Source organism: Streptomyces sp. NPDC019443 (genome assembly GCF_044389785.1).
Lineage (GTDB): Bacteria > Actinomycetota > Actinomycetes > Streptomycetales > Streptomycetaceae > Streptomyces.
The window spans coordinates 1,053,632-1,074,659 of the sequence record NZ_JBIRYJ010000001.1; the positions used below are offsets into that span (position 1 = coordinate 1,053,632).

18 protein-coding genes and 2 pseudogenes are annotated in these 21,028 nt (G+C 69.4%); 13 read left to right on the top strand and 7 right to left on the bottom strand.

Annotation, left to right across the window (positions count from 1 at the left end; all coding sequences use genetic code 11):
* Positions 1–5: 5 nt before the first annotated feature.
* From ACH492_RS04790 to ACH492_RS04800, 3 genes are all read right to left on the bottom strand, one after another.
* Complete coding sequence (locus tag ACH492_RS04790) at positions 6–566, bottom strand: sigma-70 family RNA polymerase sigma factor (protein ID WP_398982727.1); 561 nt, start codon at positions 564–566, stop codon at positions 6–8.
* A gap of 210 nt (positions 567–776) precedes the next feature.
* Complete coding sequence (locus ACH492_RS04795; protein ID WP_398982729.1) at positions 777–1,334, bottom strand: sigma-70 family RNA polymerase sigma factor; 558 nt, start codon at positions 1,332–1,334, stop codon at positions 777–779.
* Between the two features lie 226 nt (positions 1,335–1,560).
* Entirely contained in the window at positions 1,561–2,034 is a 474-nt protein-coding gene (locus tag ACH492_RS04800; RefSeq protein ID WP_398982731.1) for a universal stress protein, read from the bottom strand.
* Between the two features lie 61 nt (positions 2,035–2,095).
* Between ACH492_RS04800 and lysX the strand changes: the two genes are divergently transcribed.
* Positions 2,096–5,401, top strand: a complete 3,306-nt coding sequence (gene lysX / locus ACH492_RS04805) for a bifunctional lysylphosphatidylglycerol synthetase/lysine--tRNA ligase LysX (protein WP_398982732.1) — start codon at positions 2,096–2,098, stop codon at positions 5,399–5,401.
* Between the two features lie 96 nt (positions 5,402–5,497).
* Positions 5,498–6,337, top strand: coding sequence for a polysaccharide deacetylase family protein (locus tag ACH492_RS04810; RefSeq protein WP_398982734.1), 840 nt, complete (start codon positions 5,498–5,500; stop codon positions 6,335–6,337).
* Positions 6,338–6,390: 53 nt separating this feature from the next.
* On the opposite strand, the gene ACH492_RS04815 is transcribed toward ACH492_RS04810, so the two are convergent.
* Positions 6,391–7,044 (bottom strand): class F sortase, encoded by a 654-nt coding sequence (locus ACH492_RS04815; protein ID WP_398982736.1) that lies wholly within the window; start codon positions 7,042–7,044, stop codon positions 6,391–6,393.
* A 491-nt stretch (positions 7,045–7,535) separates the two neighbouring features.
* On the opposite strand from ACH492_RS04815, the gene ACH492_RS04820 reads away from it, so the two are divergent.
* Together ACH492_RS04820 and ACH492_RS04825 are read left to right on the top strand one after the other, a co-directional pair.
* Complete coding sequence (locus ACH492_RS04820; RefSeq protein ID WP_398983340.1) at positions 7,536–8,162, top strand: hypothetical protein; 627 nt, start codon at positions 7,536–7,538, stop codon at positions 8,160–8,162.
* A pseudogene (locus ACH492_RS04825) lies at positions 8,105–8,509 on the top strand (hypothetical protein); the annotation flags it as partial. The gene ACH492_RS04820 and the pseudogene ACH492_RS04825, both read left to right, overlap by 58 nt.
* 111 nt (positions 8,510–8,620) lie before the next feature.
* Here the strand turns inward: ACH492_RS04825 and ACH492_RS04830 are convergent.
* Positions 8,621–9,145, bottom strand: a complete 525-nt coding sequence (locus ACH492_RS04830) for a hypothetical protein (RefSeq protein WP_398982738.1) — start codon at positions 9,143–9,145, stop codon at positions 8,621–8,623.
* Positions 9,146–9,418: 273 nt separating this feature from the next.
* On the opposite strand from ACH492_RS04830, the gene pip reads away from it, so the two are divergent.
* From pip to ACH492_RS04850, 4 genes are all read left to right on the top strand, one after another.
* Positions 9,419–10,384, top strand: a complete 966-nt coding sequence (gene pip, locus ACH492_RS04835; protein WP_398982740.1) for a prolyl aminopeptidase — start codon at positions 9,419–9,421, stop codon at positions 10,382–10,384.
* Between the two features lie 204 nt (positions 10,385–10,588).
* Positions 10,589–11,587, top strand: coding sequence for an SCO0930 family lipoprotein (locus ACH492_RS04840; protein WP_398982742.1), 999 nt, complete (start codon positions 10,589–10,591; stop codon positions 11,585–11,587).
* A gap of 210 nt (positions 11,588–11,797) precedes the next feature.
* Positions 11,798–12,610 (top strand): SAM-dependent methyltransferase, encoded by an 813-nt coding sequence (locus ACH492_RS04845; RefSeq protein ID WP_398982743.1) that lies wholly within the window; start codon positions 11,798–11,800, stop codon positions 12,608–12,610.
* On the top strand, positions 12,610–14,775 hold the full coding sequence (locus ACH492_RS04850; protein WP_398982745.1) for a putative bifunctional diguanylate cyclase/phosphodiesterase: 2,166 nt from the start codon (positions 12,610–12,612) through the stop codon (positions 14,773–14,775). Before ACH492_RS04845 ends, ACH492_RS04850 begins: the two co-directional genes overlap by 1 nt.
* 146 nt (positions 14,776–14,921) lie before the next feature.
* On the opposite strand, the gene ACH492_RS04855 is transcribed toward ACH492_RS04850, so the two are convergent.
* Positions 14,922–15,812, bottom strand: coding sequence for a LysR family transcriptional regulator (locus ACH492_RS04855; RefSeq protein ID WP_398982747.1), 891 nt, complete (start codon positions 15,810–15,812; stop codon positions 14,922–14,924).
* 84 nt (positions 15,813–15,896) lie between these two features.
* Between ACH492_RS04855 and ACH492_RS04860 the strand changes: the two genes are divergently transcribed.
* From ACH492_RS04860 to ACH492_RS04880, 5 genes are all read left to right on the top strand, one after another.
* Complete coding sequence (locus ACH492_RS04860) at positions 15,897–16,601, top strand: succinate dehydrogenase (RefSeq protein ID WP_398982749.1); 705 nt, start codon at positions 15,897–15,899, stop codon at positions 16,599–16,601.
* Position 16,602: 1 nt separating this feature from the next.
* A complete protein-coding gene (locus ACH492_RS04865) occupies positions 16,603–18,591 on the top strand; it encodes a fumarate reductase/succinate dehydrogenase flavoprotein subunit (RefSeq protein ID WP_398982751.1) in 1,989 nt (662 codons plus the stop codon).
* A complete protein-coding gene (locus tag ACH492_RS04870; protein ID WP_398982753.1) occupies positions 18,588–19,334 on the top strand; it encodes a succinate dehydrogenase/fumarate reductase iron-sulfur subunit in 747 nt (248 codons plus the stop codon). Before ACH492_RS04865 ends, ACH492_RS04870 begins: the two co-directional genes overlap by 4 nt.
* 301 nt (positions 19,335–19,635) lie before the next feature.
* Positions 19,636–20,025, top strand: coding sequence for a tyrosinase cofactor (locus ACH492_RS04875; protein WP_398982755.1), 390 nt, complete (start codon positions 19,636–19,638; stop codon positions 20,023–20,025).
* 15 nt (positions 20,026–20,040) lie between these two features.
* Entirely contained in the window at positions 20,041–20,868 is an 828-nt protein-coding gene (locus ACH492_RS04880) for a tyrosinase family protein (protein ID WP_398982757.1), read from the top strand.
* A 6-nt stretch (positions 20,869–20,874) separates the two neighbouring features.
* Here the strand turns inward: ACH492_RS04880 and ACH492_RS04885 are convergent.
* Positions 20,875–21,027: pseudogene (locus ACH492_RS04885) on the bottom strand (hypothetical protein); the annotation flags it as partial.
* Position 21,028 lies beyond the last annotated feature (1 nt).

Here is a 21,028-nt window from a genome sequence, read left to right on the forward strand (position 1 = left end):
AGGGGTCAGGCGGTCAGCGCGCCGTAGCCGGGCAGCACCTTGCGCAGGGCGCGCAGCGCGTAATACGTACGGGACTTGACCGTGCCCGCGGGGATGCCGAGCGCCTCGGAGGCCTCGGCCACCGACAGCCCCCGGAAGTAGATGTGCACAAGCACCTCGCGGTGCTCCCGGCTCAGCATCCTGACGGCGTCGCGCACATCGAGCGCGGTCGACGACGACTCGGTGTGGTCGTCGGCCACCGGGGAGTGCTCCACGCTCTCGGCGGCCACCTCGGCCGGGCGGGCCTGCCGGGCCCGGCGCGCGTCGATCGCGAGCCGGCGGCCCACGGTGAACAGCCAGGGGCGCATCGACTCGTGGTCGGTCTCCAGCGCCTCGGGGTGTTTCCAGGCACGCACCAAGGTCTCCTGCACCAGATCCTCCGCCCGCTGCCGGTCCCCGTAGGTGAGTCCGAGGAGCAAGCCGAAGAGGGCCCTGCCGTGCTCACGCTGCAACTCGGCGAGCACTCGCTCGTCGGTACGGGGCGCGGTCGCGGTGGCGCCGATCTGCTGGTCCAGGGTGGTTGTCACCGTAACTCTCCTTCTGAGGGCCGGGTGGGGTGAAGACCCCGTCGGCCGGGCCGCACCGACCCTCAGAGCGTGGCGGGAAGTGCCCTCGGAGTTATCCGCCACCTGGCGTATACGGACCTGCTGGGCGCTCAGCGGCCGAATGGGACGACGAGGGCGGCGACGAACGGTCGAACGGGCGCGACGAGCGGTACGGCGGGCCGGTGCGTGGCGTCAGGGACGGCCCGCGCTCGCCGTCGCACGCGGGCGCGCGTACCCCGGCAGGCAGCGGGCGAGCGCACGCAGTGCGTAGTACGAACGCGACTTGACCGTCCCCGCCGGTATCCCGAGCGCCTCGGCGGCCTCGTTGACGCTCAGCCCGTGGAAATAGATCTGCACCAGCACCGCGCGGTGCTCGGGGCTCAGTGACTCCACGGCGGCCCGGACGTCGAGCGCGGCGACGGCCGCCTCTGTGACGTCCGCCGGGTCCGGCGTGGTGGCCAGGACCCCGTCGCCGATCTCGGTGGGACGGGCCAGCCGGGAGCGGCGGGCGTCGATCGCGAGGCGGCGGCCGACCGTGAAGAGCCACGGCCGCATCGACTCGTAAGGGCCGTCGAACGCCTCGGGATGTTGCCAGGCCCGTACGAGCGTCTCCTGCAGCAGATCCTCGGCGCGCTGCTGGTCCCCGTAGGTCAGGCCGAGCAGAAAGCTGAACAGAGCGGGGCCGTGATCACGCTGCAGCTCCGCCAAGGCCCGCTCGTCGGTTGTCGCTGAAGCGGTCGCGGTCGCCATTGCCAACACCTTTCGTGCAGAGTCGCTGCTACGTGGCGTATACGAACGCATCCCGGCGCGCAGGGACAGATGACGCACGGTTGTCTTCGGCGAGCGGTCGCACGGAGCGGCGAATGGTGCGGTGAACGGTCGGCGCACACGTCAGGGACCGGTGGCCGCCACCGTCGTATTGCTCACCGCCGCGGCAGGCTGCGCGGTTCAGGCCCCCACCCGCATGGGCTACCGGCTACGGAACGACAGTTACCGGCCAGCGCCCGGCCTTCACCAGACGGACCGCCACCGACCCGATGATCCGGTGTCCCGCCGACTCCGAAGCCCCGACCACCACGGCGTCCGCCTTCAGCTCGTCGGCCGCGGTGACCAGTCCGCTGTACGGGTCACCGCGGACGGTGTGGAACTCCCAGCGGATGTCCCAGATCCCCTTGACCCGTTCGGCAGCGGAACGAATTTCGGCCACCAGCTCCTCGGCGATCTCCCCGGTCGCGTCCCCGATCGGGACGCCGAACGCCGCGCCCGCCGGCATCACCGGCTGGACGTACACAATGGCGAGCAGAGCGTTCTGCCGACGGGCGAGACCGCCCGCGTAGGCCGCCGCCCGCAGCGAGGAATCGGAACCGTCCACGCCGACCACGATGACCTTCGGGCCGTCGGTGCCGCGTTCGAATTGGTGCGGTTGCTGCCGGGGCTGGTGCTCTGTCACACCAACGAGGCTAGTCGCTCCCGACAGGCGGCCCGCCGATGGCCTCCTTAGAGTGCAGATCATGAGTGTCACCGTGCAGGAGCCGACTCCCGCCCGTGGCAGCTTGCTGAGCAGGGTGCCCGGCGCATTCGCGATGTTCTTCGGCGCACTCGGCGTGTTCTGCGTCGTTCTCTCACTCATCCCTCCGCTGCGGCATGTGCTGCGACCGGTCGCCCTCTTCCTGGACCGGGTCACCGTCCCCGTCAGCGCGAACCTCGCCTATGCCGCGTTCCTGCTGCTGCTCGCCGCGGCCATCGGCGCCCGCAAGAAGGCCGCCTGGTGGCTGGTCGTCGGCTATCTGACCCTGCTGCTGATCACCGACGTACTGGTGCTGATCTTCGACAGGGACTGGGCCTGGAGCCCCAGTCTGGTGCTGTGCGCGATCGCCCTGGCGGTGCTCGTCGTGGCCCGCGGGGAGTTCTACGCCGAGACCCGGCGCGGGGCCCTGCGGCGCGCGCTCCTCGTCCTGGTCCTCGGGCTCGCCGCCGCAATCCTTGTCGGCTGGGGGCTTGTCGAGCTGTTCCCGGGCGGGCTGCCCCAGGGCCAGCGGCTGCTGTGGGCCGCCAACCGAGTGCTCGGCGGACTTGTCTCGGGCGACGAATTCGACGGCCGCCCGCCGCGCCCGCTCTTCTTCCTGCTCGGCCTCTTCGGTGCGATCGCCCTGCTCAGTTCCGCTGTGACGCTGTTTCGCTCGCAGCGCATGGAAGCCGCCCTGCACGGTGACGAGGAGCCCCGCATCCGTGCCCTGCTCGGCGCCTACGGCGCCCAGGACTCGCTCGGCTACTTCGCCACCCGCCGCGACAAGGCGGTCGTCTTCTCACCCAACGGCAAGGGCGCCGTCACCTACCGCGTCGAGGCAGGCGTCTGCCTCGCCAGCGGCGATCCGATCGGTGACCGGGCGGCATGGACCCCCGCCATCGAGGCCTGGCTGGACGTCGCCAGACGCTACGCCTGGGCCCCCGCCGTGATGGGCGCGTCCGAGGAGGGTGCCAAGGTCTTCGCCCGCTCCGGGCTCGGGGCGATCCAGCTCGGCGACGAGGCGATCTTGAATGTCGGACGCTTCGACCTGAATGGCCGTGACATGCGGGTCACCCGGCAGGCCGTGAACCGTGTGCAGCGAACCGGCGCCACCACCCGGATCCGCCGTCACTCCGCCTTGAGTGACGAGGAGATGCGGCGCATCGTCGACAAGGCCGACGCCTGGCGGGACACCGAGACCGAACGCGGCTTCTCCATGGCGCTCGACCGCCTCGGCGACCCGGCCGACGGCGACTGCCTGCTTGTCGAGGCCCTCGGCAGGGACGGCAATCTGATGGCCCTGCTTTCCTTCGTGCCATGGGGCAGGGAGGGCATCTCCCTCGACCTGATGCGCCGTGACCGCACCGCGCCCAACGGCGTCATGGAATTCATGGTCGCTGAGCTGTGCGCCCATGTGCACCGAGTCGGTATCCGCCGGATCTCCCTCAACTTCGCCGTCTTCCGCTCCGCCTTCGAGGAGGGCGCCCGCATCGGCGCGGGCCCCGTCCTGCGGATCTGGCGCAAGCTGCTCCTCTTCTTCTCCAAGTGGTGGCAGCTGGAGGCCCTGTATCGCTCCAACGTCAAGTACCAGCCCGAGTGGTATCCGCGCTTCCTCTGCTACGGCGACGCCGGCTCCCTCGCCCGAGTCGGCCTCGCCTCCGGGATCGCCGAGGGCTTCGTCTCCGTACCGAGCCTGCGCAAGCTCTGGGGGAAGGGAAAGGGACGGCCAAAGGGAGTGGTCACGCCCGTCACCACCGAGGGGCTGCCGTCCATCGACTCGCTCGGCCTGGTGGGTCCGGACTCGCCCGCTTCGGCAGGGGAGCAGCGGCTGCCCGAGCAGGTGCGGATCCGCCACCGCAAGCTGGAGCGGCTGCGCGCCAACGGCACCGACCCCTACCCGGTCGGAATCGCCCAGCGGACCGACACTCTCGCCGAGATCCGGGCCGCGACCTCCGCGCCAGAACCCGGCACCCGCACCGGCCGCAAGGCCACCGTCGCCGGGCGCGTGATGGCCGTACGCGACCTCGGCGGCGTCGTCTTCGCCGTACTGCGCGACTGGTCCGGCGACCTCCAGCTCGCCCTCACCCGCGAGGACTGTGGCGAGGGAGTGCTGAACGACTTCACCTCCGTCGTCGACCTCGGCGACCACATCACCGCCGGCGGCGAGATCGGCGCCAGCGACAAGGGTGAGCTCTCCGTCTTCGTCACCGAGTGGCAACTGACCGGCAAATGCCTGCGCCCGCTGCCCGACAAGCGGCACGGCCTGGCCGACCCCGAGGCCCGGGTCCGCCGCCGCTATCTCGACCTGGTGGCCAGCCCCGAGGCCCGCGATGTCGTACGCCACCGGTCCACCGCCGTCCAGGCACTGCGCCAGGGCCTGCTGGACCGCGGCTATCTCGAGGTCGAGACGCCGATGCTCCAGCAGATCCACGGCGGCGCCAACGCCCGCCCCTTCACGACGCACATCAACGCCTACGACCTCGACCTGTATCTGCGCATCGCGCCCGAGCTGTATCTGAAGCGGCTGTGCGTGGGCGGTCTGGAGAAGGTCTTCGAGATGGGCCGCACCTTCCGCAACGAAGGCATCTCCTACAAGCACAACCCCGAGTTCACGATGCTGGAGGCCTATCAGGCCTTCGCCGACTACGACGTGATGCTCGATCTGACCCGTGAGCTGATCCAGGGCGCGGCCACCGCGGCCTTCGGCGCCCCGATCGCGCACAAGGCCGGCCCGGACGGCAGACTCGTCGCCCACGACATCTCCGGCCCCTGGCCGGTCAAGACGCTGTACGGAGCGGTGTCCGAGGCGCTCGGCGAGGAGGTCGACGCCGACACCGACGAGGCCGTGCTGCGCCGACTGTGCGACCGGGCCGGCGTCCCGCACATCCCGGACGACACCCGCGGCGATGTGGTGCTCGAAATGTACGAGCGCCTCGTCGAGGAGCGGACCAGGATGCCCACCTTCTACAAGGACTTCCCGACCGACGTCTCCCCACTCACCCGCCAGCACCGCCGCGACCCACGGCTCGCCGAACGCTGGGACCTGGTGGCCTTCGGTACAGAACTGGGCACCGCCTACTCGGAGTTGACCGACCCGGTGGAGCAGCGGCGCAGGCTCACCGCCCAGTCGCTGCTCGCCGCCGGCGGCGACCCGGAGGCCATGGAGATCGACGAGGACTTCCTGGACGCGCTGGAGTACGCCATGCCGCCGACCGGCGGTCTCGGCATCGGAGTCGACCGGCTCGTCATGTTCCTCACCGGCCTGACTATCCGTGAGACGCTGCCCTTCCCGCTGGTGCGCCGCAGCTGACGGCCTGAACCCTCCCGCTGCTCCCATCGGGTGCTTTCGCTTGTATTACCGGTGTTGGTGAGGCGCCCGGGGCGGCAGCCGTGCGAGCAGTTGGTCATGAAAACGGATCAGATGCTCCCAGGGCGTCGGTCGGTGCTGCGCATCGCCGCCTGCCTCGGCGCAGCCGCCACCGCCGGGCTGCTCTTCACCGAGCGGGGGTCGGCCCCCGCCAGGACCTTGGTCCCACGCCCGGCAGCGGGTGCCCGGACCGTCGCGCGTCCGCCGGCCAAGGAATCGGCCTACCGGCTGCAGCCCATGACGGCATACTCTCCGCCGAGATTCCGGCGGGCGATGCCACCCGTGCGCCAGCGGCCCTTTCTGAAAGTGTCGGAGGCCGGGCGCACCATGGTGCTCACCTTCGACGACGGCCCCGATCCCCGCTACACGCCGGACATCCTGAGCACGCTGCGCAAGTACGAGGTGCCCGCGATGTTCTTCGTCTGCGGCGAGTTGGCCTCGGACCACCGCGATCTGCTCCGTGAGATGGCTGACGACGGGCATGTCGTCGGCAACCACACCTGGTCGCACCCCCTGATCCCGAAGCTCCCGCCGTCCAGGATCCGCGACGAGCTGGGCCGTACCAGCGAAGTGATCGAAGAGACGCTGGGCACCCCGCCGCTCTGGTACCGGGCTCCGTTCGGAGCCTGGAACAAGCACTCCTTCGAGATCGGTGCGCAGCTCGGCATGGAGCCGCTGGCGTGGACCGTCGACACCCTCGACTGGACCGAGCCCGGCACGAAGACAATCGTCCGCCGCGTGCTGGACGGTGCGGGACCCGGCGTCGTCGTACTTTCGCACGACGCGGGCGGCGACCGCTCGCAGAGCGTCGCCGCGCTGCGCAGCTATCTGCCCGAGCTGCTCGACGCCGGGTACCGCATCACCGTTCCGCGCCGCTGAGCCGCGCGGCGGCTGCTCGACGCCACGCGGCAGCTTGCACGCAAGGGCCGGGATCAGCGGATCCTGACCATCCGTGCGAACACGACGACGTTCCCGTCGTAGCCGTTCGCCTTGGAGTAGCCGCCGCCGCAGGTGATCACCCGCAGCTCCGCCTGCCCTGTGTCGCCGTACACCTGGGAGCCGGGGAAGTCCTCCTTGGAGAACACCTCGACGCCGTACACCTCGAAGACCACGGTCTTGCCGTCGAAGCGGCTGACCTCGACATGCTGGCCCTTCTGGATGGAGCCGAGGCCGTAGAAGACGGCAGGCCCGGAAAGGTTGTCGACGTGGCCTACGACGACCGCCGTGCCGCGCTGGCCGGGGGCGATGCCGTTCTGGTACCAGCCGGCCAGATTGGGGTCGTTCGCGGGCGGCGCGGCGATCCAGCCTTCCCGGTCTAGGCCTACATTCACGACGGGAGCGTCCACGTTGATCGCCGGAATCCGCACGCGTTCCGCGGCCGCGTACGCGAGCGGCTCGAGGTCGAAAGGGATGAACGTCTCGCCCTGGGCACGGCCGGTCAGCGAGGCGGCCGCCGCAGGCTGCGGCGGTCCGAGGGAGACATCCGAGCCATTCCTTATAAGGGCGATTCCGCTGAGCAGGGCGAGGGCCAGCACGCCCCAAGGTGAGCGCCTCTTCTTCTCCGAGCCGCCGTAGTGCAGGCCCATGGTTCTCCCTTCGTGGCGTCTGTAAGCACGCTAAGCGCGCTCTGTCCACGCGGCGAGGAGAGAGGGGCGAACGGGTGGTGGACCTGGACGATGCCCCATCCGAGCAATCAGTCATTAAAAAATTTCTGACGGTCTGTGACCTGCGGCTCAGTCAGGTCCTCCGGCGCGTCGTCGGCGTGTCGCCTCACTGGGGTGGACCAGTGTCGAAATGCGGGGTTTGTTCGCCCCAGTGAGTGTTCGTCATGGAAGGCGTACTCGTCGATTTTCCCGGAGCGCCCGCTTTGGGGCGTCTTCCACAGGAGGTTCTACGATGCGTTCAACACGCTCTCTCGCAGTGGCCGCGGCCGCCGTCGCGGCCGTCGCGCTCACTGCCCCGCTGGCCGCCGCGGGCGGCGATGTCGATCCAGGGGGAATCGGTCCAGGTCCAGGTCAAGGTCTAGGAGGGATCGGCCCGGGAGAATACTTCCTGGGAGATAACGGTCAGGGCGGCAATGGTCAGGGAAATAACGGTCGGGGAGACAACGGTCGGGGAGACAACGGTCGGGGAGATAACGGTCGAGGCGGGAATGGCCAGGGAGATAACGGTCGGGGAGACAATGGTCAAGGAGGCAACGGCAACGGCCAGGGAGACAACGGTCGAGGAGACAACGGCCAAGGAGGCAACGGCCAGGGAAACAACGGTCGGGGAGACAACGGCCAGGGCGGCAACGGTCAAGGGGACAACGGCAACGGCCAGGGAGACAACGGTCGAGGAGACAACGGCCAAGGGGGCAACGGCAACGGCCAGGGGAACAACGGTCGGGGAGACAACGGCCAGGGCGGCAACGGTCAAGGGGGCAACGGCAACGGCCAGGGAAACAACGGTCGGGGAGACAACGGTCAGGGCGGCAACGGTCAAGGGGGCAACGGCAACGGCCAGGGAAACAACGGTCGAGGAGACAACGGCCAAGGCGGGAACGGCCAAGGCGGGAACGGCCAAGGCGGGAACGGCCAAGGCGGGAACGGCCAAGGCGGGAACGGCCACCAGGGATTCAACGGTCAGGGCGGTGGTCAGGGGGGCAACGGTGCCATCGGCATCAACGTCAACCCGCGATCCGTACACCAGGGCGGCACCCTGACGATCTCGGTCCAGGGCTGCAAGAGCGGTGGCACGGTCACGTCCAACGCCTTCCCGCAGACCAATCTCTCCGCGAACCGCAACGGTATTTCGACCGCCATCGCGCGGATCCACAACGACGCGGCGCCGGGTCAGTACAACCTGGCGGTCAGGTGCAATGACAACTCGAGGGTCGCGACCGATCAGTTCACCGTGCTCGCAGGCCGGGGCGCGCTCGGCGGTCTCGGCGGCTCCGTCGGCCCCAGCTCCACCGAGATGGCGATCGGCGGCGGGCTGGTGCTCACCGCGGCCGTCGGCGGCAGCCTCTTCGTCGCCCGTCGCCGCCGTACGGTCAGCACAGACGCCTGACCGACCGAACATCCTCGTCAGACGTCGATACGCCCGTCGCCCCGAGTCCTGGGCCAGGACTCGGGGCGACGGGCGTATCAGGGGGTGTTACGGGCGCAGCCCTCAGTGCACTCAGTGCCGACGGCCCTCCCCTCGCCTGCGGACGACGAAGATGGTGGCGGTGGCCGCGGCCACGACCAGTGCGGTGCCGGCCGCGAGCTGCCCGGCGTTGAGCCCCCCGATGCTGCCGCCGACCCCGCCCCTGGCGGGCCCGGGTGCGGTGGCGGTGGCGGTGCTGCCGATGGTCGGAGTGGACCTTCCACCCGAGATCATGAGGTTGAACGATCCGGTCCCCTGCCCGGGGCAGTTGAACTGGACCGAGTACTGCGCGCCGACTCTGGCGTCCGAGTCGACAACGGCAGTGGTGGAGGAGCCCTGGCGGATGGTGACGGTGTCGAAGACCCCGGAAGTAGCGGTGGCCGTCGTGTTGCATCCGCTGGCGGACAGAGTGACGCGCCCGCCCGGCGCGACGGTCGAGGGGCTGACGCTGAAAACGGGCGACGTCACCTGGTTGTCGGCTGCCGCCGCGGTGGGGGCGGTCAGCGTGAATGAGGCCACTCCCAGCAGAGCGGCGGATGCGACACGTATCGCACGCATGGACATTCCTCCGGGTCTCCGAGGAGCAGCTGCGGAACGGATTTCCACAAAATGCAGAGAATGCACCTCGATGACCGAAACGCTAAAAGGGGCGGTTACCCACCGCGATCGCTGTCGCGCGAATGGGGTAACGATGTCCCCCGTGCGGCGCACCGCCCGGGCGTGTCACGGCGTCGTTTCCGCTGCCGGCTGAGGGAGCGGCCGCGTGCCCGCGAGCGTACGACCGGGGTGTACTGGGGACGTAAGCCGTCCGGGCAGACAAGGAGCGCAGGCATGTCCGAGCTGTATCCGCCGATCGAGCCGCACGAACAGGGCATGCTCGATGTCGGCGACGGCCACCTCGTCCACTGGGAGGTCTGCGGCAACCCTGACGGTAAGCCTGCCCTGGTCGTCCACGGCGGTCCGGGCTCCGGGTGCTCCACGGGCGTACGCAGCTACTTCGACCCGGACCGCTACCGCGTCGTCCTCTTCGACCAGCGCGGCTGCGGCCGCAGTACTCCGCACGCCGCCGATCCGGCGGCCGACCTGACCCACAACACCACCGGCCATCTCCTCGCCGACATGGAACGGCTGCGGGAGCACCTCGGCATCGAGCGCTGGCTGCTTTTCGGCGGATCCTGGGGTTCGACGCTGCTCCTCGCGTACGCCGAGCGGCATCCGCGTCGGGTGTCGCAGATCCTCGTCAATGGGGTCACCACGACCCGGCGGTCGGAGATCGACTGGCTCTACGGCGGCGTCGGACGGTTCTTCCCCGCGGAGCACGAACGCTTCAGGTCCGGCGTTCCCGAGGCCGACCGAGAGGGCGACATCGTCGCTGCCTACGCGCGCCTGATGGCGGACCCCGATGCCGGCGTACGGGAGCGGGCCGCCGCCGAATGGTGCCGTTGGGAGGACGCCGTACTGTCCCTGGAACCCCAGGGCGGGCCGAGTCCCTACAGCGGCCGCCCCTCTGCCGCGCGACTGGCGCTCGTACGGATCGCCTCCCATTACTTCGCGCACGGAGCTTGGCTGGAAGAAGGCGCCCTGCTGCGCGACGCGGATCGACTCAAGGGAATTCCCGGCGTCCTCTTCCACGGCCGACTGGATCTGAGCAGCCCGCTCGACACCCCCTGGGAACTGACCCGCGCCTGGCCCGACGCCGAACTCGTCGTGGTCGACGACTCAGGGCACAAAGGCAGCGCTTCGATGCAGGCACAGGTACGCGGCGCACTCGACCGGTTGAGTTCCCTCAGCGACTGACGGAGTCAGTGGTGTGGTTGAGATCAAGCCATTCCGTCTTGGGGTGAATTCCCCTGGTGGAAGAGGGATTTCGACGATTCGCGACTGCGACTGAGGAAGATTTTTTCAAACGCGTTGAACACATCGCGCCCCGCTGTCCGTACCTAGGGCCATGAACGGCGCACCTTGGCGCCGAGGCAAGATCCATGGACTACGGGAGTGGACATGAACACCTGGCGGAACGCCTCGCTCGCGGTGACTGCGGCGGCCGTACTCGCGCTGACGACGGCGTGCGGTCAGGACAAAGGCACGGAGAACCCCAATGGTCAGGCGGTAGGCGCGGCCAACCCGGCGGCACAGCCCGGCGCCGGCGGCTACGGCTCGGACTACGGCGGCGCCGCCGCGGACCAGGCGGCCGCGAAGCCGGCCGGCCAACTTGCAGTCTGGGACAGCAAGGAGCTCGGCAAGGTCGTAACCGACAGCGCCGGCTTCACGCTCTACCGCTTCGACAAGGACACCGCCAGCCCGCCGAAGTCCAATTGCGAAGGCGAGTGCGCGAAGGCGTGGCCCGTCGTGGCCGCCGGCGGCGCCTCCGCCGCTCCCGGCACTGACGCCTCACTGATCGGCGAGGTCACCAGGGCCGACGGCTCCAAGCAGCTCACCATCGGCGGCTGGCCGATGTACCGCTATGCCAAGGACGCCAAGCCCGGCGACGCCAAGGGCCAGGGCGTGGGCGGCACTTGGTACGCCGCCGCCCCCGACGGCAAGAAGGCCGGCGGTGGCGCGGGTGCCGGGGCGGGCTCCGGAGACTACGGCGACGGCGCGGGCGCCGGTGAGGAAGCGGGCGGCGGCGCCGCCGACCTGGCCGGGCTCTCGGTCCGCAAGGACCCCAAGCTCGGTGAGATCGTCGTCGACAAGAACGGAATGACGGTCTACCGGTTCGAGAAGGATTCCGCCTGGCCCATGAAGACGGCCTGCACCGGCGATTGCCTCAAGAAGTGGCCGGTTGTCGACCCTGTAGACAAGAACGACACCGAGGGAATCCTCAAGAAGGGCTTCGTCACCTTCAACCGTCCCGACGGAATCAAGCAGCAGACCATCGACTGCTGGCCGATCTACACCTTCTCGGGCGACGCCAAGCCCGGTGACACCAACGGTCAGGGCGTTGGCGGCACCTGGTACGCGGTATCTCCCCAGGGCAAGCTGGTCGGAGCGCCCAAGTAGTCCCCACGCCGCGCGTCCGGCCCGGGCCGGCCCGTCTCACGCCCCCCGCGTGATGACGGGCCGGTTGCTGTGTAACGTCGGCGTGTGACCAAGAACGGACCGCTAATTTCCGTTTGGGCTCGCTCTCTTGGCGGGCGATCAGTAGCCTCGGCTCGAACACTGGCCATGGACATGGCCGAACTCCCCCGTGGCGACTTGTTGGAGACATCGATGGAGCGTCCCGCCTGGGCCCCGCAGGGCATCGACATATCGGTGCCGAGCGTGTCCCGCATTTATGACTACTACCTGGGCGGCTCGCACAATTTCGAAGTCGACCGGGAAGCCGCCCGCAGGGCCATGGAGTTCATGCCGGGCCTCCCCAAGATCATGCAGGCGAACCGCGCGTTCATGCGCCGGGCCGTGAATTACGCGGTGAGCGAGGGCGTCACCCAGTTCCTCGACATCGGCTCCGGCATTCCGACCTTCGGCAATGTCCATGAAGTGGCACAGAAGGCCAGCGCCGAATCCCGGGTCGTGTACGTCGACCACGACCCGGTCGCCGTCTCACACAGCCGGGCCGTGCTGGACGGCAACGAGCAGGCAGCCGTCGTCTCCGCCGACCTGCGCAAGCCGCAGCAGATACTCGACAGCCCCGAGACGACCGGACTGCTCGACCTGGAGCGGCCCGTGGCGCTGCTCCTCGTCGCCGTACTGCACTTCCTCGAGGACGAGGACGACCCGCACAGCGCCGTCGCGGAGCTGCGGGACGCGCTCGCGCCCGGCAGCCTCGTCATCGTCACCCACGCCTCGTACGAAGGAATCCCGGTGCCCGACGAACAGGCGGGCGGCGCCGTCGACGTCTACCAGAACATACGCAACCCGCTGGTCATGCGCTCGCGCGAGGAGATCGCGCGGTTCTTCGAGGGGTACGAGATGGTCGAGCCCGGGCTGGTATCCATGCCGCTCTGGCGGCCCGACAGCCCCGCCGAGCAGGAGGACCCATATGCCTTCGCTGGCTTCGCCGGGGTGGGGCGCAAGGCGTGATGGCGCCGTCGCAGGCGGCGGGTTCAGCGGCGGACCCGGACGGCCTGGAGGACAGACTCCGCAGATTCGCCACGATCTGGAGCCGGGCCATCTTCCCGGTGACGGCCACATCGCTGACGCGGCCCGAGGTCGAAGAGCATCTGCTGCCGCTGGCCCGGGAGTTGTGCCTCTCCCTGCACGCGCGCCCCTTCGACCCACAGGTCGCGCAGCGCGTTGGAGCCGCCCTCGTCGAGGCACACTGCACGGACCCCGAGGCGCTCAGCCGCACGCTCGGCGTCGTCGACGCGTACCTGGTGCTGTATTGCGGCAGTGGTGACCCCGAGCAGTCGGCCGAGGAGAGCCGGGCCCGCTGCGCGAAGCTGCAGCACGCGCTGGCCGCCGGCTTCGCCCAGGGACTGCGCGAGCGCACGCTGGCCGAGCAGGAGGCCATCGCCCGCTCCTCGTTGCTGGCCCGCAGCGACGCGATGCAGGCGCTGCACGCCACGGAGGCGCGCTTCAGCGCGGTGTTCGAGGGGGCGGCGATCGGCATCGGGATCGCCGACCTCGAGGGCAATGTGCTCGAGGTCAACGACACCCTGACGCGAATGTTCGGCGGCCTTGAGCACCATGTGCGCGGCAGGAGGGTGACCGACTGGGCGCATCCCGAAGACCGGCCGCACGTCTGGGAGTTGTACGGGGAGCTGGTGCGCGGCGAGCGCGAACACTTCCGGGTGGAGAAGCCGTTCTACCGCAACGACGGAACCGTGCTCTGGACCAATCTGACGGTCTCTCTGCTGCGAGACGCCGAGGGCCAGCCGGAGTACCAGCTGGCGCTGATGGAGGACACCACCGAGCGCCGGCTGCTCAATCTGCGGCTGCGCTACGAGGCCACGCACGACGCGCTGACCGGACTGCCCAACCGCACGCTGTTCTTCGAACGGCTGGAGAAGGCGCTCTCCGCCGGCGACGGCGCCCGCTTCGGCCTGTGCTACCTCGACCTCGACGGGTTCAAGGCGATCAACGACAGCCTCGGCCATGCGGCGGGGGACCGGCTCCTGGTGGAGGTCGCGGACCGGCTGCAGAGCTGCGCCACCGCGCCGGGCGAGATGGTCGCCCGCCTCGGCGGCGACGAGTTCGTGGCGCTGACGACCGGCCCCGACACCCAGCGCGAGGTCGACGAGCTGGCCACCCGTATCCTCGCCGTACTCGCCTCGCCCATCTGCGTAGACGGCCGGGAATTCACCGTCCGCGGGAGCATCGGCATCGTCGAGGGTCCGGCCGGCGAGCGCACCACCGCCGAGGTGCTGCGCAGCGCCGACATCACCATGTACCGGGCCAAGTCCGCGGGCGGCAACCGCTTCGAGCTCGCCGACCCGGAGGCGGATGCCCGCGCCATCACCCGGCACGGTCTGACCACCGCGCTGCCCGCTGCGCTGGAGCGCGGTGAGTTCTTCATCGAGTACCAGCCGCTGGTGCACCTGGGCGACGGGAGCGTGCACGGCGCGGAGGCACTGGTGCGCTGGTGCCATCCGCAGCACGGCGTGCTCGGGCCGGACCAGTTCATACCGCTCGCGGAGCACACCGGGCTGATCGTGCCGCTGGGCCGTTGGGTGCTCCAGGAGGCTGTACGCCAGGCCAGGTACTGGCAGGAGCGCCATTCCGACGGCGGCCCGCTGCGGATCAATGTGAACCTCTCGCCCACCCAGCTGCACCACCCGGGTCTGGTCGCCGACACGGTCGACGTCCTGGAGCGCTCCGGCCTCGAACCGGGCGCGCTCTGCCTGGAGGTCACCGAGTCCGCGCTGATCGGCGCCGACGAGGATCTGCTCAAGCCGCTGCGGCAACTCGCAGAGATGGGCGTGGACATAGCGCTGGACGACTTCGGCACGGGCTACTCCAACCTCGCCAATCTGCGCCGGCTGCCGGTCAGTGTGCTCAAGCTGGACCGGTCCTTCACCCAGGGCATGCAGCGCCACCCGGCCGACCCCGTCGACCTGAAGATCGTCGAAGGGATCGTCTCGCTGGCGCACAGCCTTCAGCTGGCCGTCACGGTCGAGGGGGTGGAGACGGGCGCTCAGGCGGAACAGCTGCGGGAGCTCGGCTGCGACACCGCGCAGGGCTGGTACTACGCCCGGCCGGGCCCGCCGGACAAACTGCACGCCCTGTCGCTGGCGGACGCGGTGTAGCGGTTCGGGCCTGCGCCCCGGACCCCGGTCCTCAATCCCCCCAGACTTCGTCCGGGGGACCCCCAACGGGCTTGATTTCCGCCGGCCGGGCTGAAATTCAGCCTCGTCGGCGTTTGAGGCGCGGGGTCCGAGGCGGAGCCCCGGAGCTAGAGGACGGCGCCGCGCGAGTTCAGCAGGACCCGCTGCAGCTCACGCGCGGCGCGCGGCGGTGCCACGTCGCTGCGGTGCGCGAGCGCGATCGTACGCCGCAGTCCTGGCCGGGCCAGCCGCGTGACCCGGAGGTCGCGGCCCGCCCGCTCGGCCACCATGCTCGGCACCACGGCTACGCCGAGCCCCGCCCGTACGAAACCGAGCACCGCGTCCATCTCGCCGCCCTCCACGGTGAAGCTCGGCTCGAAGCCCTCCGCGCGGCACGCGGCGACCGTCAGCTCCCGCAGGTCATAGCCGTGCCGGAACATCACCAGCGGCTGGTCGCGCAGATCGGCGATCCGCACCGGCCGACGCGGCGCCGCAGCCGCGGCCGATGAGACCACGACCAGATCCTCCCGCAGCAGCTCCACGGTCGTCAGCGCCGGCGATGCGGGCGGCAGCGGCAGCACGATCAGGGCCAGGTCGAGGGAGCCGCGTGCCAGCTCCCGTACGAGATCGTGCGAACCGTTCTCCTCGATCAGCAGCTGGATGCCGGGATGCAGATCGTGGAAGACGCGCAGCACATCCGGGAGCAGGCCGGTGCAGAGACTGGGCGTCGCGCCCAGCCTGACCCGGCCGCGGCGCAGCTGGACCAGCTCCTGCACCTCGTGCCGGGCGGTGTCGGCGTCGGCGAGGATTCGCCGGGCCAGCGGCAGCAGCGCCTCGCCCGCGTCCGTGAGCGCGATATTGCCGCGCGCCCGGCTGAACAGCTCGGCGCCGAGTTCCTTCTCCAGCGCCCTGACCTGCTGGGAGAGCGACGGCTGGGAGACATGGACACGCTCGGCGGCATGCGTGAAGTGCCGGGTCTCGGCCACCGCCACGAAGTAGAGGAGCTGCTGGAACTGCATGGGATTCACGATAGGGCATGGCTATGGAGATGAGCCGGATCATGTCTTGGACCTTTGGATACCTTCGGCCCTAGCGTTCCTCACATGGCTCTGGCAACGCGGACGGATCGAAAACCGCCACCCACGCGCACCTTCTGGGGATCGACGGTCGGCAAGAAGGCGGTCATGGCCGTGAGCGGCCTGATCATGCTCGGCTATCTGGTCGCGCATGTGATGGGCAATCTCAAGGTCTTCTTCGGCCCGGGGGAGTTCAACGCCTACGGCCACTGGCTGCGCACCATGGGCGAGCCCGTCCTGCACTACGAGTGGGGGCTCTGGATCGTCCGTGTGGTGCTGCTCGCGGCCGTCGTGGGGCACGCGGTTTCTGCGTACCAGCTCAGCCGCCGGGATCTCAAAGCCCGGCCCACTCCGTACGCGCACAAGCGCCGGCGCACGAGCTACGCCACCCGCACCATGCGTTGGGGCGGCATCATCATCGCGCTGTTCATCGTCTGGCATCTGCTCGACCTGACAACGCTCACCGTCAACGAGAACGCCCAGCCCGGCCATCCGTACGAGAACGTCGTCGCGACCTTCTCCACCTGGTACGGCAACGTCATCTACATCGTCGCGATGCTCGCCGTCGGTCTGCACATCCGGCACGGATTCTTCAGCGCCGCCCAGACCCTCGGCGCCGGCAACGCCACCCGCGACCGCGCGCTCAAGGCACTCGCAGACGTCCTCGCGCTGGTGCTGACCGCGGGCTTCGTCTCCGTACCAGTCGCCGTCATGACCGGAGTGGTGAGCTGACATGAACGCCGACTACACGGCCTACGAGACCGGCGCACCGATCGCCGACACCAAAGCCCCGCAAGGACCCATCGTCGAGCGCTGGGACCGCCGGCGCTTCGAGGCGAGGCTGGTCAACCCGGCCAACCGCCGCAAGTACACCGTCATCGTCGTCGGCACCGGCCTCGCGGGCGGCGCGGCCGGCGCGACACTCGCCGAACAGGGCTACCACGTCGAGCAGTTCTGCTATCAGGACTCGCCGCGCCGCGCACACTCCATTGCCGCCCAGGGCGGGATCAACGCCGCGAAGAACTACCGCAACGACGGCGACTCGATCCACCGACTCTTCTACGACACCGTCAAGGGCGGCGACTTCCGCGCCCGCGAGGCGAACGTCCATCGGCTCGCCCAGATCTCGGTGGAGATCATCGACCAGTGCGTCGCGCAGGGCGTGCCCTTCGCCCGCGAGTACGGCGGCCTGCTCGACACCCGCTCCTTCGGCGGCGTCCAGGTCTCCCGTACCTTCTACGCCCGCGGCCAGACCGGACAGCAGCTCCTGCTCGGGGCCTACCAGGCGCTGTCGAGACAGATCGCGGCCGGATCGGTGACCCTGCACGCCCGCACCGAAATGCTCGATCTGATCGTCGTCGACGGGCGGGCGCGCGGCATCGTGGCCCGCGATCTGATCACCGGGGAGATCTCCAGCCACTTCGCGGACGCCGTGGTGCTGGCATCCGGCGGATACGGCAACGTCTTCTATCTGTCGACGAACGCCATGAACTCCAACGCCACCGCCATCTGGCGCGCACATCGGCGCGGCGCGTACTTCGCCAACCCCTGCTTCACCCAGATCCACCCCACCTGCATCCCGCGCACCGGCGACCACCAGTCCAAGCTGACCCTGATGAGCGAGTCGCTTCGCAACGACGGCCGTATCTGGGTGCCGAAGGCACGTGGCGACCAGCGGCCGCCCAACGAGATCCCCGAGGACGAGCGCGACTACTACCTGGAGCGGATCTACCCCTCCTTCGGCAATCTCGTCCCCCGCGACATCGCATCGCGGGCCGCGAAGAACGTCTGTGACGAGGGCCGCGGCGTCGGCCCCGGCGGGCAGGGCGTCTACCTGGACTTCGCCGACGCGATCCGGCGGATGGGCCGGAAGAAGGTCGAGGAGAAGTACGGCAACCTCTTCGACATGTACGAGCGGATCACCGCCGAGAACCCGTACGAAGTCCCGATGCGGATCTACCCCGCCGTGCACTACACAATGGGCGGGCTGTGGGTCGACTACGACCTCCAGACCACCGTCCCGGGTCTCTTCGCGATCGGAGAGGCCAACTTCTCGGACCACGGCGCGAACCGGCTGGGCGCGTCCGCGCTGATGCAGGGCCTCGCCGACGGGTACTTCGTCCTGCCGTCCACGATCAACGACTACCTCGCCCGCAATCCGCACCCGGAGAGCGTCGACGCCTCGCACCCGGCGGTGGCAGAGGTGCTGGCCGAGACCGAGGACCGGCTGAATCTGCTGCTCTCGGTCGACGGAGACCGCACCCCCGACTCCTTCCACCGCGAACTGGGCCAACTCATGTGGGAGTTCTGCGGAATGGCCCGCACGGACGAGGGCCTCCGTAAGGCGCTCGACCGCATCCCGCAGATCCGTGAGGAGTTCTGGGGCCGCATCAAGGTGCCGGGCACTGGCGAGGAGTTCAACCAGTCGCTGGAGAAGGCCAACCGCATCGTCGACTATCTGGAGCTCGCCGAGCTGATGTGCCTCGACGCACTGCACCGCGCCGAGTCCTGCGGCGGCCACTTCCGTGAGGAGTCCCAGACACCGGACGGCGAAGCCGCCCGCAGGGACGAGGAGTTCGGCTATGCCGCGGCCTGGGAATTCCGGGGGTCCGGGGGTCGCCCCGCGGGACAGCCCAGCTCCCGCACCGGCGCGGCGCCCGTCCTGCACAAGGAGGACCTCGTCTTCGAATACGTCCACCCCACCCAGCGGAGCTACGCATGAAGCTCACCCTGCGCGTCTGGCGCCAGCAGAACTCCGACGCCCCTGGTGCCATGGCCACGTACGAGGTCGACGGCATCTCGAAGGACATGTCGTTCCTCGAGATGCTCGACACCCTCAACGAGGAACTCATCCTGCGCGGAGAGGACCCTGTCGCCTTCGACCACGACTGCCGCGAGGGCATCTGCGGAGCGTGCAGTCTGGTCATCAACGGCGACGCCCACGGCCCGGAGCGCACCACCACCTGCCAGCTCCATATGCGGTCCTTCAGGGACGGCGACACCATCGATGTCGAGCCGTGGCGTGCCTCCGCCTTCCCCGTGGTGAAGGACCTGGTGGTCGACCGCAGCGCCTTCGACCGGATCATCCAGGCCGGCGGCTACATCACCGCCCCCACCGGCGCGGCTCCCGAGGCGCACGCGACGGCCGTGGCCAAGCCGGACGCCGACTTCGCCTTCGAGCACGCCGAGTGCATCGGCTGCGGAGCCTGCGTCGCGGCCTGCCCCAACGGCTCGGCGATGCTCTTCACTTCGGCGAAGGTCAACCACCTCAATGTGCTGCCGCAGGGCGCGCCCGAACGCGAGACGCGGGTGCTCGACATGGTCGCGACGATGGACGAGGAGGGCTTCGGCGGCTGCACGCTGACAGGCGAATGCGCGACGGCCTGTCCGAAGGGCATCCCGCTGCCGTCGATCTCGGCCATGAACAAGGAGTGGCTGCGGGCCATCCGGAAGGTGCGCCGCTGAGGCGGGGATCCGGTCAGCTTTCCCATGTGAAGCCGAACACGTCGCCACGCCCCCCGCAACAAGATATTCACACAACTGCCACATCGGCCGGAGGATTTGCGCTTCTGGCGGCGGCTGGGCGCGCGGACAACAAGATCAACTTTGTTCAATTCTGCACTGCATATCTCGACATGTCCGCTTAGTAGCCAACCAGTCCTCAGGGATTTCAGCGGGACTCGGGTCAGCCGGTAGGCATGGCCGGGTCACGGCAACCGACCACGCCGTGACCAACCGAACCACTGCAATTCCTGGGGGTTTTGCCATGCCTGAAATCACCCGACGACGCGCCCTGGGCGCGGCCGCAGGAGCGGCCGCCGCGCTCGCCGTAGGAGGCACCGCCACCGCTGCCGCGCGGAAGGTGTCGACCGCGGCCGATCCCGCGTCCTTCGACGAGGTCTACCGGGGCCGCCGAATACAGGGCGCGCCGTCGCACAGCGGCGGACACCACGGCGGACACGGCGGAGGCGAGGGACACGGGGGCGGCTATGCGGTGCGTATAGACGGCGAGGAACTGCACGTCATGCGCAACGCCGACGGCACCTGGATCAGCGTCGTCAACCACTACGAGACGTTCGCCACGCCCCGCGCGGTGGCCCGCGCCGCCGTGGCGGAGCTCCAGGGTGCCCAGCTCGTCCCCCTCGCCGTCGCCTGATCCGGGAGCACCGCCATGACCGTACGCAAGAACCAGGCCCAGCTCACCGCCACCGAGAAGCGCCGCTTCGCCGACGCGCTGCTCGCGCTCAAGCGCAATGGCCAGTACGACACCTTCGTCACCACCCACAACGCCTTCATCATGAGTGACACCGACAACGGAGACCGCGTCGGGCACCGTTCGCCCTCCTTCCTGCCCTGGCACCGCCGATTCCTCATCCAGTTCGAGCAGGCGCTCCAGGCCGTCGACCCCTCGGTGGCTCTGCCGTACTGGGACTGGACCGCGGACCGCACCGCCGCCTCCTCGCTCTGGGCGGCCGACTTCCTCGGCGGCACCGGACGCAGCAGGGACGGCCAGGTGATGGACGGACCGTTCGCCTTCGCCGCCGGCAGGTGGCCGGTCAGCGTCCGCGTGGACGGCCGCGGATATCTTCGCCGGGACCTCGGCGCCGGCGGACGGCAGCTGCCGACCAGGGCCGAGGTCGACTCCGTACTCGCCATGACCACCTATGACGCCGTGCCGTGGAACAGCGCGTCGAACAGCTTCCGCAACCACCTGGAAGGCTGGCGCGGCCCGAATCTGCACAACCGCGTGCACGTCTGGGTCGGTGGTCAGATGGCCACCGGCGTCTCGCCGAACGATCCGGTGTTCTGGCTCCACCACGCCTTCATCGACAAACTCTGGGCCGACTGGCAGGCCCGCCACCCCGGCTCTGCCTACCTCCCGGCCGCCGGCACGGCCAATGTGGTGGACCTCAACGACACGATGCGCCCGTGGAACAACGTGACCCCCGCGGACATGCTGGACCACACCCGCTACTACACCTTCGACACGGCGGCCTAGCAGACGTCAAGGGAGGCACCACAGCAGATACGGCGCGGTGCGGCTGCCGGCCGCCCGCGCCACCTCCGCCGGGGTCCCCGCCGCGACAACGCGCCCGCCCTCGTCGCCCCCGCCGGTCCCGAGGCCGATGCCCCAGTCCGCGGCCGCGACCACATCCATT